Genomic DNA, 20,452 nt, shown 5'->3' with positions numbered 1-20,452 from the left:
GTCGGCGTCGCGGTCGTCGGCGTCGCGGTCGTCGGCGTCGCGGTCGTCGGCGTCGCGGTCAGCCGGCGAGGCCGTGGCGGTAGGCGTAGGCGACGGCCTGGGCCCGGTCGCGCACCCCGGTCTTGGCGAACAGGTGGTTCACGTGCGTCTTGACCGTCGCCTCGCTGACCACCAGGGACTGCGCGATCTCGGTGTTGGACAGCCCGGCGGCGATCAGCGACAGCACCTCGACCTCGCGCTCGGTCAGTCCGTCCGGCGCCGGGCCCGCCGGCGCGGACGGCACCGGCCGGTGTGCCGGTAGCAGCTCCAGCAGCCGGCGCTGCACGTCCGGGTCGAGATCGGCCTGGCCGGCGGCCACCCGCCGGACCGCCCGCGCCACCTCCTCGGCCCCGGCGTCCTTGGTCAGGTAGCCGCGGGCGCCGGCGTGCAGCGCCGCCAGCACCGACTCGTCGTCGGCGAACGTGGTGAGCACGACGACCTGCGAGCGCGGATGGTCCCGGCGTACCAGCCGGGTCGCCGCCACGCCGTCGCAGCGCGGCATCCGCAGATCCATCAGCACCACGTCCGGGTCGTACCGGGCGACCGCGGCCACCGCCTGCTCGCCGTCGGCGGCGGTGGCGACCACCTCGACCCCGTCGGTGAGCGACAGCATCAGCTCGATGCCTTCGCGTACCACCCGTTGGTCGTCCGCCACCACGACCCGGATCGGCCCGTCCACCGCACTCCCCTCGATCAGGCCGGAATGCGCAGCCGGACCCGGAAGCCGCCGTCCGCGAGCGGCCCCGCCCACAGCGCCCCGCCGAGCAGTTCGGCGCGCTCCCGCATCCCGGCAAGACCGTACCCGCCGCCGGAGCCGGCGAGCGACGCCGCGTCCTGCGCCGGCCCACCAGTCTCGGCGCCGTCCGTGCCGGGCCCGTCCGCGTCGGCAGGCCCCGGCCCGCCGGCGTCGACGATCTCGACGGTGGCCGCGTCCGGCGCGTAGCGCAGCCGTACCGTCGTGGCCGCGCCGCGGGCGTGCTTGCGCACGTTGGTCAGTGCCTCCTGGACGGTGCGCACGATCGCGAGCGACGCCTCCGGACCCAGGTCCCGCGGGTCGCCCTCGCTGGCGTACCCGGCGCCGGCGTCGGCGGCGAGCGCGGGAAGCGTCTCGGCCAGCGGCCGGGACCGGCCGCGCAGCGAGTCCAGCGCGCGGCGCGTCTCGTCCAGGCCGTCCCGGGCCAGCCGCTGCGCCTGCTCGACCCGGGCCAGTACCGCGTCGGTGTCGGCGCCGTGGCGCAGCAGCATCCGGGTGCCCTCCAACTGCACCACCTGCGCGGACAACGTGTGCGCCAGGATGTCGTGGATCTCCCGCGCGAGCCGCTGCCGCTCGGCGAGCACGCTGGCCCGTTCGGTCGCCTCGCGGGCCGCGCGTTCGGAGGCGAGCAGCCGTTCGGCGTCGGTGGCACGCTGCCGCGCGCTGCGCATCGAGTACGCCAGGACGGCGACGCCCATGCAGGTGGCGAGCTGCCCGACGACGGCTCCCGGGCCGAGCGCGAGCCAGCCGACGATCACCATCGCGACCAGCAGCACCGTCGAGGTGGCCACCACCAGCCGGCCCGGCAGGCGGATGATCGACCAGAACAGCGCGAACACGACCGGCGCCCAGCCGACCCAGCTCGGCCCGATCGCGGTCAGCGCCAGCCCGAGCACCGCGAAGATCGCGACGCCGACCGCCGACACCCACCAGTACCGGCGGCGAAACAGCATCCCGCTGACGATCACGGCCGCACCGGCGATGGCGACGAGCACGCTGGTCAGCGGCCGGTTCCCGGTGGGAGCACCGAGGATCGACACCGCCACCCAGGCGGCCAACCCGGCCACCCGGATCGCGAGCCGGAAGCGGCCCAGATGGCTGTCGGGGAAGAAGACGCCGCCGTCCCGCACGCCGTCGGTCACCGCGCCGCCCCGCTCAGACCCGCTGCGCTACCGCGCCGAGCAGCCCGCCGCGGCGGGCGACGACCAGGTTCTGCGCACCGATCGTGACGGCGGCGAACAGCATCGACTCGGCGATGCCCTCCGGCGCGCCGAGCGAGGCGGCGCCGAACGCCAGGCCGACGCGTATCGCGATGGAAACCAGCCACAGGACAATCGTCCACCAGTTGCTGCGGGTGACGACCGTGTTGTCCGAACCGGGCCGGGTCGCCATCGTGGCCGCGCGGGCGAGTCCGAGCACGACGGCGAGTACCAGCCCGGCCGCGAACAGGCCGATCGACAGCCCGGTGGACAGATCGTGCCCGAGCGTGCGGCCGTTGATCACCGCGACGACCACGAAGATCAGCGGCATGATCACCAGCCGCCGGGTCGTCCAGGTCCGCTCCCCCACCTGGCGGGAGATGATCCAGATCAGCAGGACGAGCCCGAGCAGCCCGTACAGCAGGTAGGACGTGGTCTCGGAGGACATGCGTCGCCAACTTCCGTGCAGAGTCGATCGCCAACGGAATCGACGCTACGGAACCGGCGGCCCGGCGGCATCGGCGCCGGGATGGGTCCGGTGCCTCCACCCCGGGGTGGAGGCACCGGCCGATCACTCCGCCTTGTCGGCCGGCTCCGCCGCCTTCGGCTTGGGCTTCGCGTCCACCCCGGCCTCGCGCCGCTGCTGCGGGGTGATCGGGGTCGGCGCGCCGGTCAGCGGGTCGAACCCGCCGCCGGACTTCGGGAACGCGATGACCTCGCGGATGCTGTCCAGCCCACCGAGCAGCATGCAGACCCGGTCCCAGCCGAACGCGATGCCGCCGTGCGGCGGCGGCCCGTACTGGAAGGCGTCGAGCAGGAACCCGAACTTGTCGGCCGCGTCGTCCGGGGTGATGCCGAGCAGGTCGAACACCCGCTTCTGCACCTCGGCCTGGTGGATACGGATCGAGCCGCCGCCGATCTCGTTGCCGTTGCAGACGATGTCGTACGCGTAGGCGGTGGCACGCTCCGGGTCCTGCTCGAAGCGCTCCAGCCACTCCCCGGTCGGCGAGGTGAACGGGTGGTGCACCGCGGTCCAGGCGCCGGAGCCGACCGCCACGTCGTCGCTGGACTCCACCGGCAGGAACATCGGCGCGTCGGTCACCCAGCAGAACGCCCAGGCGTTCTCGTCGACCAGGCCGCAGCGGCGGGCGATCTCGTTGCGGGCCGCGCCGAGCAGCTCCTGCGCGCCGATCCGGTCGCCGGCGGCGAAGAACACCGCGTCGCCCGGCTTGGCGCCGACCACGTCCGGCAACGCGGCCAGGTGCTCGGCCGACAGGTTCTTCGCCACCGGGCCCTTCGGCGCACCGGTCTCCGCGTCGAACAGCACGTACGCGAGGCCCTTCGCGCCACGCGCCTTCGCCCAGTCCTGCCAGCCGTCCAGCTCCTTGCGGGTCTGGCTCGCGCCACCGGGCATCACCACCGCCCCGACGTACCCGCCGGCCGCGATCGCACCGGCGAACACCCGGAACTCGGTGCCCCGCAGCACCTCGGTCAGCTCGGTCAGCTCCACCTCGTAGCGCAGGTCGGGCTTGTCCGAGCCGTACCGGTCCATCGCCTCGTGCCAGGTGATCCGCGGGATCGGCCGCGGGATCTCGTAGCCGGCCAGCTGCGACCACAGCGCCGCGGTGATCGCCTCGCCGACCTCGATCACGTCGTCCTGGGTCACGAACGACATCTCGATGTCGAGCTGGGTGAACTCCGGCTGCCGGTCGGCCCGGAAGTCCTCGTCCCGGTAGCACCGGGCGATCTGGTAGTAGCGCTCCATCCCGGCCACCATCAGCAGCTGCTTGAACAGCTGCGGCGACTGCGGCAGCGCGTACCAGGAGCCGGGCTGCAGCCGCACCGGGACCAGGAAGTCGCGGGCGCCCTCCGGGGTGGACCGGGTCAGCGTCGGCGTCTCGATCTCGACGAAGTCGCGCTCCGCGAGCACCGTACGGGCGATCCGGTTCGCGTCGCTGCGCAGCCGCAGCGCGTGCGCCGGCCCGGACCGGCGCAGATCCAGGTACCGGTAGCGCAGCCGGGCCTCCTCGCCGACGGTGAGGTGCTCGTCGATCGGGAACGGCAGCGGCGCGGAGGCGCTGAGCACCTCCAGGCCGGTGACGGTCAGCTCCACGTCGCCGGTGGGCAGCTCCGGGTTCTCGTTGCCGGCCGGGCGGGCCTCGACGGTGCCCTCGATGCGCACGCAGTACTCGCTGCGCAGCACGTGCGCGGCGGCCTCGGCGGCGTCCGCCTCGGCGGTACCGCCCCGGAACACCACCTGGACGACGCCGGAGGCGTCCCGCAGGTCGACGAAGATCACCCCGCCGTGGTCGCGCCGGCGGGCCACCCAGCCGGCCAGCGTGACGTGGGTACCGACGTGCTCGGCGCGCAGCGTGCCTGCCCCGTGGGTGCGGATCACGAGCGTTTCTCCTTCGACAAGATCGCGGTGGTGCCTCGACGACGATTCTTCCAGCCGCCGGCCGGCGACCGACCGGCGGCCGGGGTCGGACTATTCGGTGGCGAGCCGCGGGTGCAGGTCGGCCGCGGGCGGCTGCCAGCTGTCGAGCTGCACCGCGGTCTGCTCGCCGGAGCGGATGTCGCGGATCTCGGCGCCGCCCTCGGCGTCCGGGAACAGCACGTACGGGATGCCGCGGCGCTGCGCGAACCGGATCTGCTTGCCGTACTTCTGCGCCGCCGGCGCCACCTCGGTGGCGATCCCGCGCCGGCGCAGCGTGGCGGCGATCCGGTCGCACGCCGGCCGCGACGCGTCGTCCGGCAGCGCCACCAGTACGCAGGTGGGCACGGTGCGGGTGGCGGTCAGCTCGGCGCGGCCGATCAGGCGGCCGAGGATCCGGGAGACCCCGATCGACAGCCCGACGCCCGGGTAGCTCTCGGTGCCGGCGGTGGCGAGGTTGTCGTACCGGCCGCCGGAGCAGATCGAGCCGAGCGCCTCCGCACCGTCCAGGAACGTCTCGTACACGGTGCCGGTGTAGTAGTCCAGGCCGCGGGCGATCCGCAGGTCGGCGACGACCAGGCCGGGCGCGTGCTCGGCGGCCGTCTCGACCACCCGGGTCAGCTCCTCGACGCCCTCGTCCAGCAGCGGGTCGGACACCCCGAGCGCGGCCACCCGGTCGGCGAACGAGCCGTCCGCGGTCCGGATCTCGGCCAGCGCCAGGCACGCCTTGACCTGCGCGTCGGAGGCGCCGAGCTCGCTCGCCAGCGTCGCGCCGACCCCGGCCGGACCGATCTTGTCGATCTTGTCGACGATCCGGATGGCCGCCATCGGGTCCGACAGCCCCAGCCCGGTGTAGAAGCCCTGGGACAGCTTCCGGTTGTTGACGTGCATGGTCGCCTTCGGCAACGGCAGCGCGCCCAGCGCGTCCGCGATCACCAGCGGCAGCTCGACCTCGTAGTGCGGCGACAGGGTGTCCCGGTCCACCACGTCGATGTCGGCCTGCCAGAACTCGCGGTACCGGCCCTCCTGCGGCCGCTCGCCGCGCCAGCACGGCTGGATCTGGTACCGCCGGAACGGGAACTGCAGCTTCCCGGCGTTCTCCAGCACGTACCGGGCGAACGGCACGGTCAGGTCGAAGTGCAGCCCGAGCCCGGAGTCGGAGGCGTCGTCGGCATCGGCCTGCAGCCGGCGCAGCACGTACACCTCCTTGGAGGTCTCGCCCTTGCGCAGCAGCTGGTCCAGCGGCTCGACCGCGCGGGTGGACAGCGGCGCGAAGCCGTGCAGCTCGAAGGTGCGGCTCAGCGTGTCGATCACCTGCCGCTGCACGAGCTGCCCGGCCGGCAGCCACTCGGGGAATCCGCTGAGCGGGGTGGGTTTGCCCTGGCTCATGGTGTGTTCAACGCTCCTCGGCGTACGACGCGACTCGACCCGGCGGACCGCCGGTGGCGCGCGAAACGGATCTTCGACGACGGGTCAGGTGGCCGCGAGCACGCCCGGATCCAGCAGGTACGGGTTGGTGCGGCGCTCGCGGCCGATCGTGGTGTGCGGCCCGTGCCCGGGCAGGACGGCGACGGTGTCGGCCAGCGGCAGCACCCGGCGCCGCAGGCTGTCGGCCATCGCCGCGGCGGACCCGCCGGGCATGTCCACGCGTCCTACCGAGCCGGCGAAGAGCACGTCCCCGGCCAGGCAGACCTCGCTGGCCTCGACCAGCTCGGCCGCCCCGGGCGGCAGCTGCGCACCGACGCGCCGCACGCCACCGGGCAGACGGAACATCACCGACCCCTCGGTATGGCCGGGCGCATGGTCGACGGTCAACGTCAGCCCGGCGAGCGACAGGCTCGCGCCGTCGGACAGCTCGGCCACGTCGGCCGGTTCGGTGTCGACGGCGCCGTCGGGCAGCTGATGCAGCGCCGCGACCAGCTCCGGGGACAACCCGACCGTCGGGTCGGCGAGCATCGCCCGGTCGGCCGGGTGCACGTAGGCGGTGACGTCGTTCGCCTTGCAGACCGGCACCACCGAGAAGGTGTGGTCGATGTGGCCGTGGGTCAACAGCACCGCAACCGGGCGCAACCGGAACTCGGCGACCAGCTCGGCCAGCTCGCCGGCCACCCGGTACCCCGGGTCGACGATCACGCACTGCTCGCCGACCGCCGGCGCGAGCACGTAGCAGTTCGTGCCGAACGCGGCGCTGGGGAACCCGGCGACGAACATGGCGTCCTTCCTGTACCCGCGGCGCGGGTGCCCGCGCCGGGGATGCCCGGCGTGACACCGGCCGGTGCGCGCGGACGCGCGGTAGGCGATGCGATACCCGGCCAGCCTACCCAGCGGCGACACCGTGCGGAGCAGGGGCTGAACGAGCGTGCCGAGCAGCGGTGGACGGCGGGCGCCGGCGCGCGGCGAACGCCGTGGCGAGCACGGACGGCGGTCCGTACAGCCGCCTTCGGGAGATCCGTTACCCATTTGTTCCGCCCGGTCCGCGCGCGCTCCGATCACAGTTGGTTAACCTTTGACGCTGGGTCTCGCCGCCGCGTGCGGTGACATCCGCGGTACACCCGGCACAACCTCCTCGTTCGGCCCTCCGCCGGCGGCAGACGCGCCGTTTCGTACCATTCGAGTCCCGTATTGTCCTTGCAGTCCGACCGGGGAGGGGAGCTGACGTTGGCTTCCAGTAGGAACCGCCAGCGCGCGTTGGCCCGCGCCAAGCTCGAGCGCCAGATGGCCCGTCGCGCCGCGGCGGCGCGCAAGCGCCGACAGGTTCTGGCCATCGTGGGCATCGTGGCCGCCGTGGTCGTCGTCGGCGGCGGTACCACCGCGCTGGTCGTGTCCTTGAACGGCAAGGACAACGGCAAGGCGAAGGCGAGCGCCAGTGCCAGCGCCAAGGCCACCGAGGCCGCCGGGAGCTGCTACACCAAGGCCAAGGCGCAGAGCGGGCAGAAGCTCAAGGACGTCGGCATGCCGAGCAACAGCGACGTGCCCAAGTCCGGCACCCAGACGATGACGATCAAGACCAACCAGGGCGAGGTCGACGTCAAGCTGGACACCGCCAAGGCGCCCTGCAACGTCAACAGCTTCGCCTACCTCGCGGGCAAGAAGTTCTTCGACGACACCACCTGCCACCGGCTGACCACCAAGGCCTCCGGGCTGGAGGTGCTGCAGTGCGGCGACCCGTCCGGCACCGGCTCCGGCGGCCCGACCTACACGGTCAAGGACGAGAACCTGCCGACCGGGAAGAAGCCGACCTACCCGGCGGGCACCGTCGCGGTGGCGAACACCGGCCAGCCCGGCAGCGGCTCCAGCCAGTTCTTCATCGTGTACGGCGACAGCGACCTGCCCGCGTCGTACTCGGTGATCGGGACCGTGAGCAAGGGCCTCGACAAGGTTCAGGCGATCGCGAAGAAGGGCGTCACCGGCGCCAACGCCAGCAAGGGCGACGGCGCGCCGAAGGAGAAGGTGAAGATCTCCTCGATCCGCGTGTCCGCGGCGTCGACGTCCTCGCCGACCCCGTCGGCCTCGGCCAGCAACAAGAGCTGACCGTCTCGACCGAAACCCTTCTCGACCGAAACGGGCCGGTGCCGCTGCCGCGGTGCCGGCCCGTTCGTCTGTCCGGAGGCCGCCGGCGACCCTCAGAGCTCGGTGTGCAGGTGATGCAGGATCGCGGCGAGCTCGCCCTCGTCCGGCCCGTCGGCGTCCGGCGCCCGATGGCTGCCGGTCCGGGTCGGGGCCCGTCGCGGCAACGCCGGCCGGGCCACGGGATCGGTGGGACCGGGAGTGGTCTGCTCACGGTCCTCACTCATGCTCGCCTCCGAACTCCACCGATGGTCACGGATCGTCCATGGTAGGTGGTCGGTGCAGCCTGGAGCGAGCGCACACGCTGTGACCGGCGCGCAGATCAGGCTCCGGAGGTCACCCGGTAGGCGTCGTACACCCCGTCGACCTTGCGCACCGTCTTCAACAGGTGACCGAGATGCTTCGGGTCGGCCATCTCGAAGGTGAACCGGCTGACCGCGACCCGGTCCCGGGTGGTGGTGACCGTCGCGGACAGGATGTTGACCTTCTCCTCGCTCAACACCTTCGTCACGTCGGCGAGCAGCCGATGCCGGTCCAGCGCCTCGACCTGGATCGCCACCAGGAACGTCGACGCGGCGCTCGGCTTCCAGGCCACCTCGACCAGCCGGTGCGGCTGGCGGCGCAGCTCCGCGGCGTTGGTGCAGTCGGTGCGGTGCACGCTGATCCCGCCGGAGTGGGTGACGAAGCCGAGGATGTCGTCACCGGGCACCGGCGTGCAGCAGCGGGCCAGCTTCACCCACACGTCGCTGATGCCGGACACCGTCACGCCCGGGTCGTACGACCGGCCGTGGTTGCGCGGTGGGCGGGTCGGCACCGCGGTCTCGGCGATGTCCTCGACCGCGCCCTCTTCCCCGCCGTACGCGGCGACCAGCCGCTGCACCACGGCCTGCGCGGAGACCTGGTTCTCCCCCACCGCCGCGTACAGGCTGGACACGTCGGTGTGGTGCAGGTCGCGGGCGATCGCGGTGAGCGCGTCGGCGGTGAGCATCCGCTGCAGCGGCAGCCCCTGCTTGCGCATGGCCCGGACGATCTCGTCCTTGCCGGTCTCGATCGCCTCTTCCCGGCGCTCCTTGTTGAAGTACTGCCGGATCTTGGTGCGGGCCCGCGGGCTGGCCACGAACCCGAGCCAGTCGTGCGACGGGCCGGCCGTCTCCGACTTGGAGGTGAAGATCTCCACCACGTCGCCGTTGGACAGCTGCGACTCCAGCGGCACCAGCTTGCCGTTGACCCGGGCGCCGATGCACTTGTGCCCGACCTCGGTGTGCACCGCGTACGCGAAGTCGACCGGAGTCGAGCCCTTCGGCAACGCGATCACGTCGCCCTTCGGCGTGAAGACGTACACCTCCTGGCTGGACAGGTCGTAGCGCAACGAGTCGAGGAACTCGCTCGGGTCGCTCGCCTCCCGCTGCCAGTCGAGCAGCTGCCGCAGCCACGCCATCTCGTCGATGTGCGCCGGCGGGCCGACGATCGTGGCGTCCTTGTTCTCCTTGTACTTCCAGTGCGCGGCGATGCCGTACTCGGCGGTGCGGTGCATCGCGAAGGTGCGGATCTGCAACTCCACCGGCTTGCCGGTCGGGCCGATCACGGTGGTGTGCAGCGACTGGTACATGTTGAACTTCGGCATCGCGATGTAGTCCTTGAACCGGCCCGGGACCGGCTGCCAGTTCGCGTGGACCACGCCGAGTGCCGCGTAGCAGTCACGCACCGTGTCGACCAGCACCCGCACCCCGACCAGGTCGTAGATGTCGGTGAAGTCGCGGCCGCGCACGATCATCTTCTGGTACACGGAGTAGAGGTGCTTGGGCCGCCCCACCACCTGTGCCTTGAGCTTCGCGCCGCGCAGGTCGGTCTTGACCTTCTCGGTGACCTCGTTCAGCAGCCCGTCACGCTGCGGGGTGTGGTCGGCGACCAGCCGGGCGATCTCCTCGTACCGCTTCGGGTAGAGGGTCGCGAAGGCCAGGTCCTCCAGCTCCCACTTGATCGTGTTCATGCCCAGCCGGTGCGCCAGCGGGGCCAGGATCTCCAGCGTCTCGCGTGCCTTCTGCTCCTGCTTCGGCCGGGGCAGGAAGGTCAGCGTGCGCATGTTGTGCAGCCGGTCGGCCAGCTTGATCACCAGCACCCGGGGATCCTTGGCCATCGCGATGACCATCTTGCGGATCGTCTCCGCCTTCGCCGCGTCGCCCAGCTTCACCTTGTCGAGCTTGGTGACGCCGTCGACCAGCAGCGCCACCTCGCCGCCGAAGTCGCGCTGCATGTCCGCGAGCGTGTAGCTGGTGTCCTCGATCGTGTCGTGCAGCAGCGCCGCCACCAGCGTGGTGGTGTCCATGCCCAGCTCGGACAGGATCTGCGCGACCGCCAGCGGGTGCGTGATGTACGGATCGCCGGACTTGCGGAACTGGCCGCTGTGGTAGCGCGCGGCCACGTCGTAGGCGTGCTGCAGCTCCCGCACGTCGGCCTTGGGGTGACTCGCCCGGTGCGTGGCGACCAGCGGCTCCAGCACCTCGGAGACCTGCGGGGTCTGCCACGGCGCGTTGAACCGGGCCAGCCGGGCCCGCACCCGCCGGCCGGTCGGCGCGCTGGACAGCGCGGACGGGGGGACCACCGGTTCGTCGGCCGGCGCACCGCTCGGAGCCGCCGGCGGCGCGGCCGCGGGGCCGGCGGCATCGGCGCTGCGGTCCGGCCGCACACTGCGCTCAGACACCGGGCTCTCCTGAGCTCTGCTCGGTCAACACACACCCCTGGGAAGGCGACGCGGTGCGGCCCACGGTCTGCTCCGCGGATCCGGGTGCCCATCGTATCCCGCGGGTCGGTCGGCACCACGAGGTCGGCGACAAGCGGGCCGGGACGGCACTCGGGCGGGCGTCACCGGCAAGCCGGTCATGCCCGACTGGCCGCTCAGACCGTCAGCAGCGCGTGCACCTGGCGCGGCGCGAGCCGCTGCCGGCCGTGCAGGAATCCCAGCTCCAGCAGCACGCTGAAACCGGCGACCCGGCCGCCGGCCCGCTCCACCAGCTGCAGCGTCGCCTCCGCCGTCCCGCCGGTGGCGAGCACGTCGTCGACCACGAGGACCCGCTCACCGCGGTGAAACGCGTCCTCGTGCACCTCCAGCGTGGCCGTGCCGTACTCCAGCGAGTACGACGCGGAGATGGTGCGGCGGGGCAGCTTGCCGGCCTTGCGCACCGGCACCACCCCGGTACCGGTGGCGTACGCGACCGCGGCGGCGATCACGAACCCGCGCGCCTCGATCCCGGCGACCACGTCGAACGAGTCCGGCCCGTGATGCTCGACGACCGCGTCGATCACGTGCCGGAACCCGTCCGGGTCGGCGAACAGCGGGGTGAGGTCCTTGAACGTCACCCCGGGTTCGGGAAAGTCCGGTACGTCCAGTACGTGCTTGGCGACCCCGGCCGCCACCGCCGCGCCGCTGTCTCCGCGCGGCGCGGCACCGTCGGCCGGCGTACCGGCCTGGTCGGCTGCGGCGTCCGGCCCGTCGCCGGGCTCGATGCCTGGGTCAACCCGGGTCACCTGGCGTACCTACCCTCGTGCCGTCGTGGTCAGGACTTGCGCTTGGTACCGGGCCGGCTGCCGCCCCCGCGACCGCTGCGCTTGCGGGCCGCGGGACGGTTGGTCGGGCGGGCGCCCGGACGCGGCGCGGAACCCGCCAGCACCCGATCGGCACCGGGCTTGTCCTCCGCCGTGCCCTCGCCGCTCGCCGACTCGTCGGCGCTCGACTCCCCGTCCGCCGTCGCCTTGTCAGCCACCTTGTCGGCGCGGCGACGGCGACCACCGGTGTCGCCCGCCGCGCGCCGGGCCAACACCCGCGCCGCGTGCGCCCGGTACTTGGAGTCGCGCATCTTCAGGTCGACCAGGATCGGCGCGGCCAGGAAGATCGACGAGTAGGTACCGGACAGCATGCCGACGAACAGCACCAGGCCCAGGTCCTTGAGCGTGCCGGCGCCGAGCAGGCCGGCACCGATGAACAGCAGACCCGCGACCGGCAGCAACGAGATCACCGTGGTGTTGATCGACCGCATCAGTGTCTGGTTGATCGCCAGGTTGGTGGCCTCGCCGTAGGTCATCCGGCTGCTCGCGGTGATCCCGCGGGTGTTCTCGTGCACCTTGTCGAACACCACGACCAGGTCGTACAGCGAGAAACCGAGGATGGTGAGCAACCCGATGACGGTGTTCGGGGTGACCTCCCAGCCCACGATCGAGTAGACCGCGGCCGCCACGAACAGGTCGTGGATGATCGACGCGAACGCCGCGACCGCCATCCGCCACTCGAACCGGAAGATCAGGTAGACGACCACCAGGGCGAGGAACACCAGCAGCGCGATGCCGGCCTTCTGGGTGATCTGCGCACCCCAGGCGCCGGAGACCGAGTTCTCGCTGATCTGGTTCGCCGGGATCTTCAGGTCGCTGCTGATCGTCTCCTTGACCTTGACCGCGGCACCCTCGCTCAGCGGCTCGGTCTTGATCAGGTAGGTCGGGTGGGTCCCGCCGACCGACTGGCCGGTGATGACCACCGCGCCACCGTCGGTGACCGCCTTCTTGGCGTCCTCGAGGCTGACCGAGGAGGTCTTCGGGATCTGGAACTGCTCGCCACCCCGGAAGTCGATGCCCAGGTGGAAGCCGCGGATGAAGAAGCTGGCCAGGCCCAGCACCAGGATCACCAGGGTGACCAGGTAGAAGACCTTGCGCCGGCCGACGACGTTGAGGCCGGCCTGCCCCATGTAGAGCCGATGTGCGAGGCCGTGCCGCTTCTCGCTCATCTCAGGCCTCCTTCGTCTCGGTGCGGCCGGAGCGCCGACGGGTCGGCTTCTCCTCGGACCGGTGCCCTTCGAGCACCCGGCCCAGGCCGGACACCCGCGGCGACAGGAACGCCTTGCTGCGGGCGAACAGCGTCATGATCGGGTGTCGGAACAGGAACACCACGATCAGGTCCAGGATGGTGGCGAGCCCCAGCGCGAACGCGAAGCCCTTCACCGACCCGGCGGACAGGAAGTACAGCACCGCGGCGCACAGCACGGTGATCGCGTTGGCCGAGATGATCGTTCGGCGCGCGCGGGCCCAGGCTCGGGGCACCGCGCTGCGCGGACTTCGGCCGTCCCGGATCTCGTCCTTGAGCCGTTCGAAGTAGATGACGAACGAGTCGGCAGCCACACCCAACGACACCACGAATCCCGCGAAGCCGGCAAGGGTCAGGGTCAGCCCGGGGTTTCGGCCGAGCAGGATCAGCGCGGCGAACACCAACAACCCGGACAGCACCAGGCTCAGGAAGATCACGATGCCGAGCAGCCGGTAGTAGAACAGCGAGTACAGGATGACGATCAGCAGGCCGATCGCGGCGGCGATCAACCCCGCCTCCAGCTGGCTGGTACCCAGCGAGGCCGAGACCTGGTTCGCCTCGCCCTGGTGGAACGTCAGCGGCAGCGCACCGAACTTGAGCTGGTTGGCCAGCAGGGTCGCCTGGTCCTGGGTGAAGCTGCCGTAGATCTCCGCGTCGCCGGCGATCACCGAGGTGATCTGTGGCGACGAGACGACCTTGGTGTCGAGCACGATGGCCACCCGGCAGTGGCCCTCGGCGCCGAGCGCCGCCTGCTCACACTTGTTCTTGCCGGAGTTGTCGTAGGCCTCCTTGGTCAGGTTCGTCCACTTGGACTGACCCTTGCCCTTGAAGGACAGGGTGACCTTCCAGCCGCCCTGCTGGTTGTCGTAGGTGTAGTCGGCGCTCTTGACGTCGGTACCGAGCACCTTCGCCTGGTCCAGCAGCAGCTTCTGGCCGGAGTCGCAGGAGACGACCTGCTCCTTCGCCTTGTCGATCGAGCCGGCCGGCCGGTTGTCCAGCTGCTTGCAGCTGATCTGCGGGATGTTGAACTGCATCGTGGTCGGCAACACCGCGACCTCGGCCGGGCTGAGCTTGCGGAACGCCTTCAGCGCCTCCTCGGCCTGCGCGCCGCCCTGCGCGACCTGGTCCGGGCTGGTCACCTGCTGCGCGAGCTGGTAGGTCGCACCCAGCTTCTTCTGCACCTTGGCCAGCAGCTGCTTCTTGGCCGTGCCGTTCACCGCGACGTCGTTGTTGTCGCCGGTCGGGCTGGCCGCGGCGGACGGGGTGCTGCTCGCCGACGGGCTCTTGCTGGCCTTCGCGCTGCCGCTGGCCGACGGCTTCGCGGACGGCGTCTTGCTGGTCGACGGCTTCGCGCTGCCCGACGCCTTCGGCTTCGTGCTGGAGCTCGCGCTCGGCTTCGGGGTGGGCGAGGCCTTCGGGCCCTGGTCCTGGGTCGCGTTGAGCACCTTGCGGAACCGCAGCTGGGCCGGCTGGCCGACCTGCTTGATCGCGTCGCTGTTCTGCCCCGCCACCGAGACGACGATGTTCTGGTCACCCTCGGTGACCACCTCCGGCTCGGCGATACCGAGGCCGTTCACCCGCTGCTCGATGATGTTGCGGGCCTCTTCGAGGCTGGTCTTCGGCGGCGCCTTGCCGTCGTCGGTCTGCGCGATCAGCGTCAGCGTCGTGCCACCGACCAGATCCAACCCGAGCCGAGGCTTCAGCTTCTGATGGACGTCGCCGATGGAGCCCGGCCCGGTGAAGAACACCAGCGCGTACAGAACGACAAAGATGCCGCCAAGCACGGCCAGATAGCGGGACGGATGCATCCGACCCTTCGGAGGTGGTGCCACGACGTGATGTCTCCTAGCTAGGTCCCCAGATGGTCACCCCGGCCCCCGTCCACCCCGAGCGGGGACCGGCCGGGCACGCGCCGAAAGTAGCCCGACGCGACGTTCAGAGCTGATTGTGCAGTATCGCCGACGAGGCCGGCGCACCGACCGGGCTCACCGTGCACCACCCGGCCGCCGACGTCGGTGTGGGACGCGGCGGCGGGGCCGTGAGCGGCGTGTTCAGTTGGCGGTCGGGTCGCGCGGCAACGCCTGGTTGCTGGCGACGACCTCCTCCTTCTTGGTCTTCTTGGCCGGCGACTCGTCCTCGTCCGACTCCTCGACGGCGTCGGCGAGCTCGGGCTCCACCGCGGCGTCCGACTCCTCGACGTATTCCTCGTCGACCTCGTCGTCCTCATCGACCTCGTCGGCGACCTGGTCGGCCGGGGTGACGACGCGAGCGATCGCACCCTTCGCGTACCGGTTGGTGACGCCGGGAGCGACCTCGATGGTGATCGACTCGTCGTCGGTGTCGACGATCGTGCCGTAGAGCCCGCCGAGCGTCATGATCTCGGCGCCGATTCCGGCGTTGGACTGCATCTGCTGCTGTTCCCGCTTGCGCTTCTGCTGCGGGCGAATGAGCAGGAAATACATGGCGACGATCATCAAGACGAACAGCAGGATCATGGTCCAGCTGCTGCCGCCGCCGCTGCTAGATGCCGCCAAGGGCTGTGCGAAATGCACTGGTGACCTTCCCAATAATTCTTTGGTGTAGACCGGCCGGAGTCTAGCCGGTCAGACTTCGGGAACCCTGAACGGCGTAGGTCACGGTCCGATCACGGCTCACGTATCGAACAGATCTGGTTGTTCGTCCGGTGCGCCCGGATCCGGCGCCGCACCGAACGTGCCTGGCGGCGGTGTGCGGCCCAGATGGATCCAGGCCGCCGGGGTCGCCACCCGGCCACGGGGTGTCCGGGCCAGCAGGCCCGCTCGGACCAGGTAGGGCTCACACACCTCCTCGACAGTATCCGGTTGCTCGCCGACCGCCACCGCCAAGGTGGTCAGCCCCACCGGACCGCCGCCGAACGAGGCGACCAGTGCGGTCAGCACCGCCCGGTCGAGCCGGTCGAGGCCGCGTTCGTCCACGTCGTAGACGCGAAGGGCGGCATGCGCCACCTCGCGTGTGATCACCCCGTCCGCCCGCACCTCGGCGAAGTCACGGACCCGTCGCAGCAGCCGGTTGGCGATCCGGGGCGTGCCCCGGGAACGGCCGGCGATCTCCACCGCGCCCTCCGGGGTCAGCGCCACACCGAGAATGCGGGCCGAGCGCACCAGCAGCGCGTCGAGCTGCTGCGGCGTGTAGAAGTCCAGGTGCGCGACGAAACCGAACCGGTCCCGCATCGGGCTGGTCAGCAGCCCGGACCGGGTGGTCGCACCGACCAGCGTGAACGGCTCCACGTCCAGCGGGATCGCGGTGGCGCCGGGCCCCTTGCCGACCACCACGTCGACCCGGAAGTCCTCCATCGCGCTGTACAGCAGTTCCTCGGCGGGACGGGCGATCCGGTGGATCTCGTCGATGAACAGCACGTCACCCGGGCCCAGGCTGGTCAGCAGCGCGGCGAGATCGCCGGAACGTTCGATCGCCGGCCCGCTGGTCACCCGCAGCGCCGCCCCCAGCTCGGCCGCCACGATGTTCGCCAACGTGGTCTTGCCCAGCCCTGGCGGGCCGGCCAGCAGGATGTGGTCGGGCGGGTCGCCGCGGCGGGCGGCACCGGCCAGCAGCAGCTGGAGCTGCTCGCGGACCCGGTCCTGCGCGATGAACTCGGCCAGCCGCCGGGGTCGGACGTTGACCTCGGCGTCGCGCTCCTCGTCCGCCGCGTACGCCGAGACGGGGCTCGGCTCGCCGTCGCCGCTCATCGACCGCACCCGCCGGTCACTTCGTCCGCCCCAGCTGGCGGATCGCCTGACGCAGCAGGACCGGCATCGCCGGAACGGGCTCACCCTCGGGCAGCGACTCGGCCACGGCGGCGATCGCGGCCGTGGCGTCCCGGCCGGACCAGCCGAGCCCGATCAACCCCTGCGCCACCTGGTCCTGCCAGGCAGCGGCCGGCGCGGCGGCGGCCGGCGCCGGCTCGGCCGACGGCACCGGGCCGATCCGCTCGCGCAGCTCCAGGATCATCCGCTCGGCGGACTTCTTCCCCACCCCCGGAACCCGGGTGAGGGTGGCGATGTCTCCGCTGGCCAGCGCGCGTCGCACGGTCAGCGGGTCGAGCACCGCGATGATCGCCTGGGCCAGCTTGGGACCGACCCCCGACGCGGTCTGCAGCAGCTCGAACAGGCCGCGCTCGGCCGGCGCGGCGAATCCGTACAGGGTGAGGGAGTCCTCCCGGACGACCAGGCTGGTGTGCAGCGTGGCCTCCGCACCGACCTGCAACGTCGCCAGGGTCGCCGGGGCGCACTGGACGGAGAAGCCCAGCCCACCGGCGGCACCGCCGATGTCGACCACCGCCTCGTTCGGTCCCACCGCGGTGACCCGCCCGCGAACGCTGGAGATCATCGACGCCCTCCCCATCCCCGACCCGACCGTGCCCCGCCGCCGGCCGCGGCGGCCAGCCTTGCCTTCGCGCTGCCCCGCCAGATGTGACAGATGGCCAGCGCCAGCGCATCCGCCGCGTCGGCCGGCCGGGGCGGATCGGCGAGCCGCAGCAGCCGGGTCACCATCGCGGTGACCTGCGCCTTGTCCGCGGTACCCGAGCCGGTGATGGCGGCCTTGGCCTCGCTCGGCGTGTACGTGGTGACCGGCAGGCCGGCGCGCGCCCCGGCCAGCACCGCGACCGCGCTGGCCTGCGCGGTGCCGATGACGGTCTGGGTGTTGTGCTGGCTGAACACCCGCTCGACCGCCACCGCGTCGGGCGCGTGCTCGGCGACCAGCTCACCGAGCCGGCGGTCCAGCGCGAGCAGCCGGTCGGGCAGGTCGGCGTCGGACGGGGTGCGGACCACCTCGACCGCGACCAGCGAGCAGGAACCGCCCGGCCGACCGGTCACGACACCGACACCGCACCGGGTCAGGCCGGGGTCGATCCCGAGCACCAACACGACGAGTCCTCCTCGAACGAACGTTCGAGGAGGACTGTACCGGTAACGGCGGGGACGGTCGCCGGTGCGACACGCGGTCGTCGACCGGCGTCAGTCGATCGCGGCCAGCACCTCGTCGGGCACGTCCGCGTTGGTGTAGACGTTCTGCACGTCGTCGCAGTCTTCCAGCGCGTCGACCAGCTTGAACACCTTGCGGGCGCCGTCCGCCTCCAGCGGCACGTTGACGCTGGCGAGGAAGCTCGCGTCGGCCGACTCGTAGTCGATGCCGGCGTCCTGCAGTGCGGTGCGCACCGCGACCAGGTCGGTGGCCTCGCTGACCACCTCGAACTCCTCGCCGAGGTCGTTGACCTCCTCGGCGCCGGCGTCCAGCACCGCGACGAGCACGTCGTCCTCGGACAGCTCGCCCTTGCCGACGATCACGACACCCTTGCGGTTGAACAGGTACGAGACGCTGCCGGCGTCGGCGAGGTTGCCACCGTTGCGGGTGAGCGCGGTACGCACCTCGCCGGCGGCGCGGTTGCGGTTGTCGGTGAGGCACTCGATCAGCAGCGCGACGCCGTTCGGGCCGTAGCCCTCGTACATGATCGTCTGCCAGTCGGCGCCGCCGCCCTCCTGGCCGGACCCGCGCTTGACCGCCCGGTCGATGTTGTCGTTCGGGACCGAGTTCTTCTTGGCCTTCTGGATGGCGTCGTACAGCGTGGGGTTGCCGGCCGGATCACCGCCGCCGGTGCGCGCCGCGACCTCGACGTTCTTGATCAGCTTGGCGAACATCTTGCCGCGCTTGGCGTCGATGACCGCCTTCTTGTGCTTCGTCGTGGCCCACTTGGAGTGCCCGGACATTCACCTCTCCGTCCCCGACGGCGCCCACCGTCTTCGCGCGCAACAGCATGCCATATGCCGCTCGCACGGCGTTTCCGCCCTCGTGATCATGCACGCCGCCGCCGGGCCCCGTCGGACCCGGCCGGATCAGTGCGTGCGTGCCGCTCGCGCCGCCCGCGCCATCTGCACGAAGTGCCGGTGCACCCGCAGGTCGCCGGTCAACTCGGGATGGAATGCGGTGGCGAGCAGGTTGCCCTGTCGTACCGCAACGATCCTACCGTCCGCGGGGCCGCCGGCCACGCGGGCGAGGACCTGCACCTGCGGCCCGACCGATTCGACCCACGGCGCCCGGATGAACACCGCGTGGAACGGCTCGCCGCCGATGTCGGCGAACTCCACCGTGCTCTCGAACGAGTCGACCTGCCGACCGAACGCGTTGCGCCGCACCACCATGTCGATACCGCCGAAGCTGCGCTGGTCCGGCCGGCCGTCCAGGACGGTGTCGGCGAGCATGATCATGCCGGCGCACGACCCGTACGTGGGCATGCCGGCGGCGATGCGCTGCCGCAACGGGTCGAGCAGGTCGAACGCGATCGCGAGGTTCGACATGGTGGTCGACTCCCCGCCGGGGATCACCAGCGCATCCACCGCGGCGAGCTCGCCCGGCCGGCGCACCGGCAGCGCGGTCACGCCGTCGCCGCCGATCGCGCGCAGGTGCTCGCGGACATCGCCCTGCAGCGCGAGCACCCCTACCACCAGCGGGTCCTCGACGCCGTCGGCACCCGTACCGGCGTGCAGGCTCGTGCTGGTCACCAGCCGCGCTCGGCGAGCCGGTGCGGTTCGGGGATGTCGTCGACGTTGATGCCGACCATCGCCTCGCCCAGCCCGCGGGACACCTTGGCGATCACGTCCGGGTCGTCGTGGAAGGTGGTGGCCTTGACGATCGCGGCGGCGCGCTTGGCCGGGTCGCCGGACTTGAAGATGCCGGAGCCGACGAACACACCCTCGGCGCCCAGCTGCATCATCATCGCCGCGTCCGCCGGGGTGGCGATGCCACCGGCGGTGAACAGCACGACCGGCAGCTTGCCGGTGCGCGCCACCTCGGCGACCAGCTCGTACGGGGCCTGCAGCTCCTTAGCGGCGACGAACAGCTCGTCACCGCTCATCGAGGTCAACCGGGCGATCTCGGCGCGGATCCTCCGCATGTGGGTGGTCGCGTTGGACACGTCGCCGGTGCCGGCCTCGCCCTTGGACCGGATCATCGCCGCACCCTCGGTGAGCCGGCGCAGCGCCTCGCCCAGGTTGGTCGCGCCGCACACGAACGGCACGGTGAACTGCCACTTGTCGATGTGGTTGGCGTAGTCGGCCGGGGTCAGCACCTCGGACTCGTCGATGTAGTCGACACCGAGCGACTGCAGCACCTGCGCCTCGACGAAGTGGCCGATCCGGGCCTTGGCCATCACCGGGATCGACACCGCGTTGACGATGCCGTCGATCAGGTCGGGGTCGCTCATCCGGGCCACCCCGCCCTGGGCCCGGATGTCGGCCGGCACCCGCTCCAGCGCCATCACCGCGACCGCGCCGGCGTCCTCGGCGATCTTCGCCTGCTCGGCGGTCACGACGTCCATGATCACGCCGCCCTTGAGCATCTCCGCCATGCCGCGCTTGACGCGGGCGGTGCCGGTGCCGGGCGCGCTGTTCGCGCCGCTTTCGGAAGTGGGCTCGGTGGTCACGACCGACGCGCTCCTTTACCTGATCGTCGATGTCTGCCGGCGTCCGGCGCGGGCCGAACGGAAGGCCTGCCCGCCCGGACCGGACCCGGCGCGGTACCGCGGGGCTCGCGATGCCGGGGCGCCTGGTCGGCCGCGCCGACAGCACTTTCATCCT

18 protein-coding genes and 1 pseudogene are annotated in these 20,452 nt (G+C 71.6%); 1 reads left to right on the top strand and 18 read right to left on the bottom strand.

The features are described from left to right. Positions 1-58: 58 nt before the first annotated feature. From NUM_RS09780 to NUM_RS09755, 6 genes are all read right to left on the bottom strand, one after another. The gene (locus tag NUM_RS09780; protein ID WP_225918465.1) at positions 59-718 is read right to left on the bottom strand and encodes a response regulator transcription factor; all 660 of its coding nucleotides are present in this window, start codon (positions 716-718) and stop codon (positions 59-61) included. A gap of 14 nt (positions 719-732) precedes the next feature. Continuing rightward, positions 733-1,935 (bottom strand): sensor histidine kinase, encoded by a 1,203-nt coding sequence (locus NUM_RS09775; RefSeq protein WP_207124481.1) that lies wholly within the window; start codon positions 1,933-1,935, stop codon positions 733-735. 13 nt (positions 1,936-1,948) lie between these two features. Then, positions 1,949-2,440: a hypothetical protein gene (locus tag NUM_RS09770; protein WP_207124480.1), complete on the bottom strand. Its 492-nt coding sequence runs from the start codon at positions 2,438-2,440 to the stop codon at positions 1,949-1,951. A gap of 123 nt (positions 2,441-2,563) precedes the next feature. Further along, positions 2,564-4,390 (bottom strand): aspartate--tRNA ligase, encoded by a 1,827-nt coding sequence (aspS, locus tag NUM_RS09765; RefSeq protein WP_207124479.1) that lies wholly within the window; start codon positions 4,388-4,390, stop codon positions 2,564-2,566. 90 nt (positions 4,391-4,480) lie between these two features. Further along, complete coding sequence (gene hisS / locus NUM_RS09760) at positions 4,481-5,815, bottom strand: histidine--tRNA ligase (protein WP_207124478.1); 1,335 nt, start codon at positions 5,813-5,815, stop codon at positions 4,481-4,483. Positions 5,816-5,899: 84 nt separating this feature from the next. Next, a complete protein-coding gene (locus NUM_RS09755; RefSeq protein ID WP_207124477.1) occupies positions 5,900-6,637 on the bottom strand; it encodes an MBL fold metallo-hydrolase in 738 nt (245 codons plus the stop codon). 447 nt (positions 6,638-7,084) lie between these two features. Between NUM_RS09755 and NUM_RS09750 the strand changes: the two genes are divergently transcribed. After that, positions 7,085-7,957: a peptidylprolyl isomerase gene (locus tag NUM_RS09750; protein ID WP_225918464.1), complete on the top strand. Its 873-nt coding sequence runs from the start codon at positions 7,085-7,087 to the stop codon at positions 7,955-7,957. A 92-nt stretch (positions 7,958-8,049) separates the two neighbouring features. Here NUM_RS09750 and NUM_RS09745 read toward each other — a convergent pair whose 3' ends face one another. From NUM_RS09745 to pdxS, 12 genes and pseudogenes are all read right to left on the bottom strand, one after another. After that, positions 8,050-8,220 (bottom strand): hypothetical protein, encoded by a 171-nt coding sequence (locus tag NUM_RS09745; protein WP_207124476.1) that lies wholly within the window; start codon positions 8,218-8,220, stop codon positions 8,050-8,052. 95 nt (positions 8,221-8,315) lie between these two features. Then, positions 8,316-10,595, bottom strand: a complete 2,280-nt coding sequence (locus tag NUM_RS09740; RefSeq protein ID WP_225918467.1) for a RelA/SpoT family protein — start codon at positions 10,593-10,595, stop codon at positions 8,316-8,318. Positions 10,596-10,888: 293 nt separating this feature from the next. After that, positions 10,889-11,407: an adenine phosphoribosyltransferase gene (locus tag NUM_RS09735; RefSeq protein ID WP_225918466.1), complete on the bottom strand. Its 519-nt coding sequence runs from the start codon at positions 11,405-11,407 to the stop codon at positions 10,889-10,891. 140 nt (positions 11,408-11,547) lie between these two features. After that, on the bottom strand, positions 11,548-12,765 hold the full coding sequence (secF, locus tag NUM_RS09730) for a protein translocase subunit SecF (RefSeq protein WP_207124474.1): 1,218 nt from the start codon (positions 12,763-12,765) through the stop codon (positions 11,548-11,550). A 1-nt stretch (position 12,766) separates the two neighbouring features. Beyond that, positions 12,767-14,650: a protein translocase subunit SecD gene (secD, locus tag NUM_RS09725; RefSeq protein ID WP_207124488.1), complete on the bottom strand. Its 1,884-nt coding sequence runs from the start codon at positions 14,648-14,650 to the stop codon at positions 12,767-12,769. A 402-nt stretch (positions 14,651-15,052) separates the two neighbouring features. Next, positions 15,053-15,337, bottom strand: a pseudogene (gene yajC, locus NUM_RS37915) (preprotein translocase subunit YajC); the annotation flags it as partial. Between the two features lie 156 nt (positions 15,338-15,493). Beyond that, complete coding sequence (gene ruvB / locus NUM_RS09715) at positions 15,494-16,567, bottom strand: Holliday junction branch migration DNA helicase RuvB (protein ID WP_207124473.1); 1,074 nt, start codon at positions 16,565-16,567, stop codon at positions 15,494-15,496. Between the two features lie 16 nt (positions 16,568-16,583). Further along, complete coding sequence (gene ruvA, locus NUM_RS09710) at positions 16,584-17,207, bottom strand: Holliday junction branch migration protein RuvA (protein WP_207124472.1); 624 nt, start codon at positions 17,205-17,207, stop codon at positions 16,584-16,586. Then, complete coding sequence (ruvC, locus tag NUM_RS09705) at positions 17,204-17,746, bottom strand: crossover junction endodeoxyribonuclease RuvC (RefSeq protein WP_030447366.1); 543 nt, start codon at positions 17,744-17,746, stop codon at positions 17,204-17,206. Before ruvC ends, ruvA begins: the two co-directional genes overlap by 4 nt. Positions 17,747-17,836: 90 nt before the next feature. Beyond that, the gene (locus NUM_RS09700; RefSeq protein ID WP_207124471.1) at positions 17,837-18,586 is read right to left on the bottom strand and encodes a YebC/PmpR family DNA-binding transcriptional regulator; all 750 of its coding nucleotides are present in this window, start codon (positions 18,584-18,586) and stop codon (positions 17,837-17,839) included. Positions 18,587-18,712: 126 nt separating this feature from the next. Further along, a complete protein-coding gene (gene pdxT, locus NUM_RS09695; RefSeq protein ID WP_207124486.1) occupies positions 18,713-19,324 on the bottom strand; it encodes a pyridoxal 5'-phosphate synthase glutaminase subunit PdxT in 612 nt (203 codons plus the stop codon). 50 nt (positions 19,325-19,374) lie between these two features. Then, the gene (pdxS, locus tag NUM_RS09690) at positions 19,375-20,298 is read right to left on the bottom strand and encodes a pyridoxal 5'-phosphate synthase lyase subunit PdxS (RefSeq protein ID WP_030447369.1); all 924 of its coding nucleotides are present in this window, start codon (positions 20,296-20,298) and stop codon (positions 19,375-19,377) included. Positions 20,299-20,452 lie beyond the last annotated feature (154 nt).

It is taken from the genome of Actinocatenispora comari (genome assembly GCF_017312725.1).
Lineage (GTDB): Bacteria > Actinomycetota > Actinomycetes > Mycobacteriales > Micromonosporaceae > Actinocatenispora > Actinocatenispora comari.
Note: the sequence above shows the minus strand (reverse complement) of the source record. Positions and strands in the feature narration are given on the sequence as shown.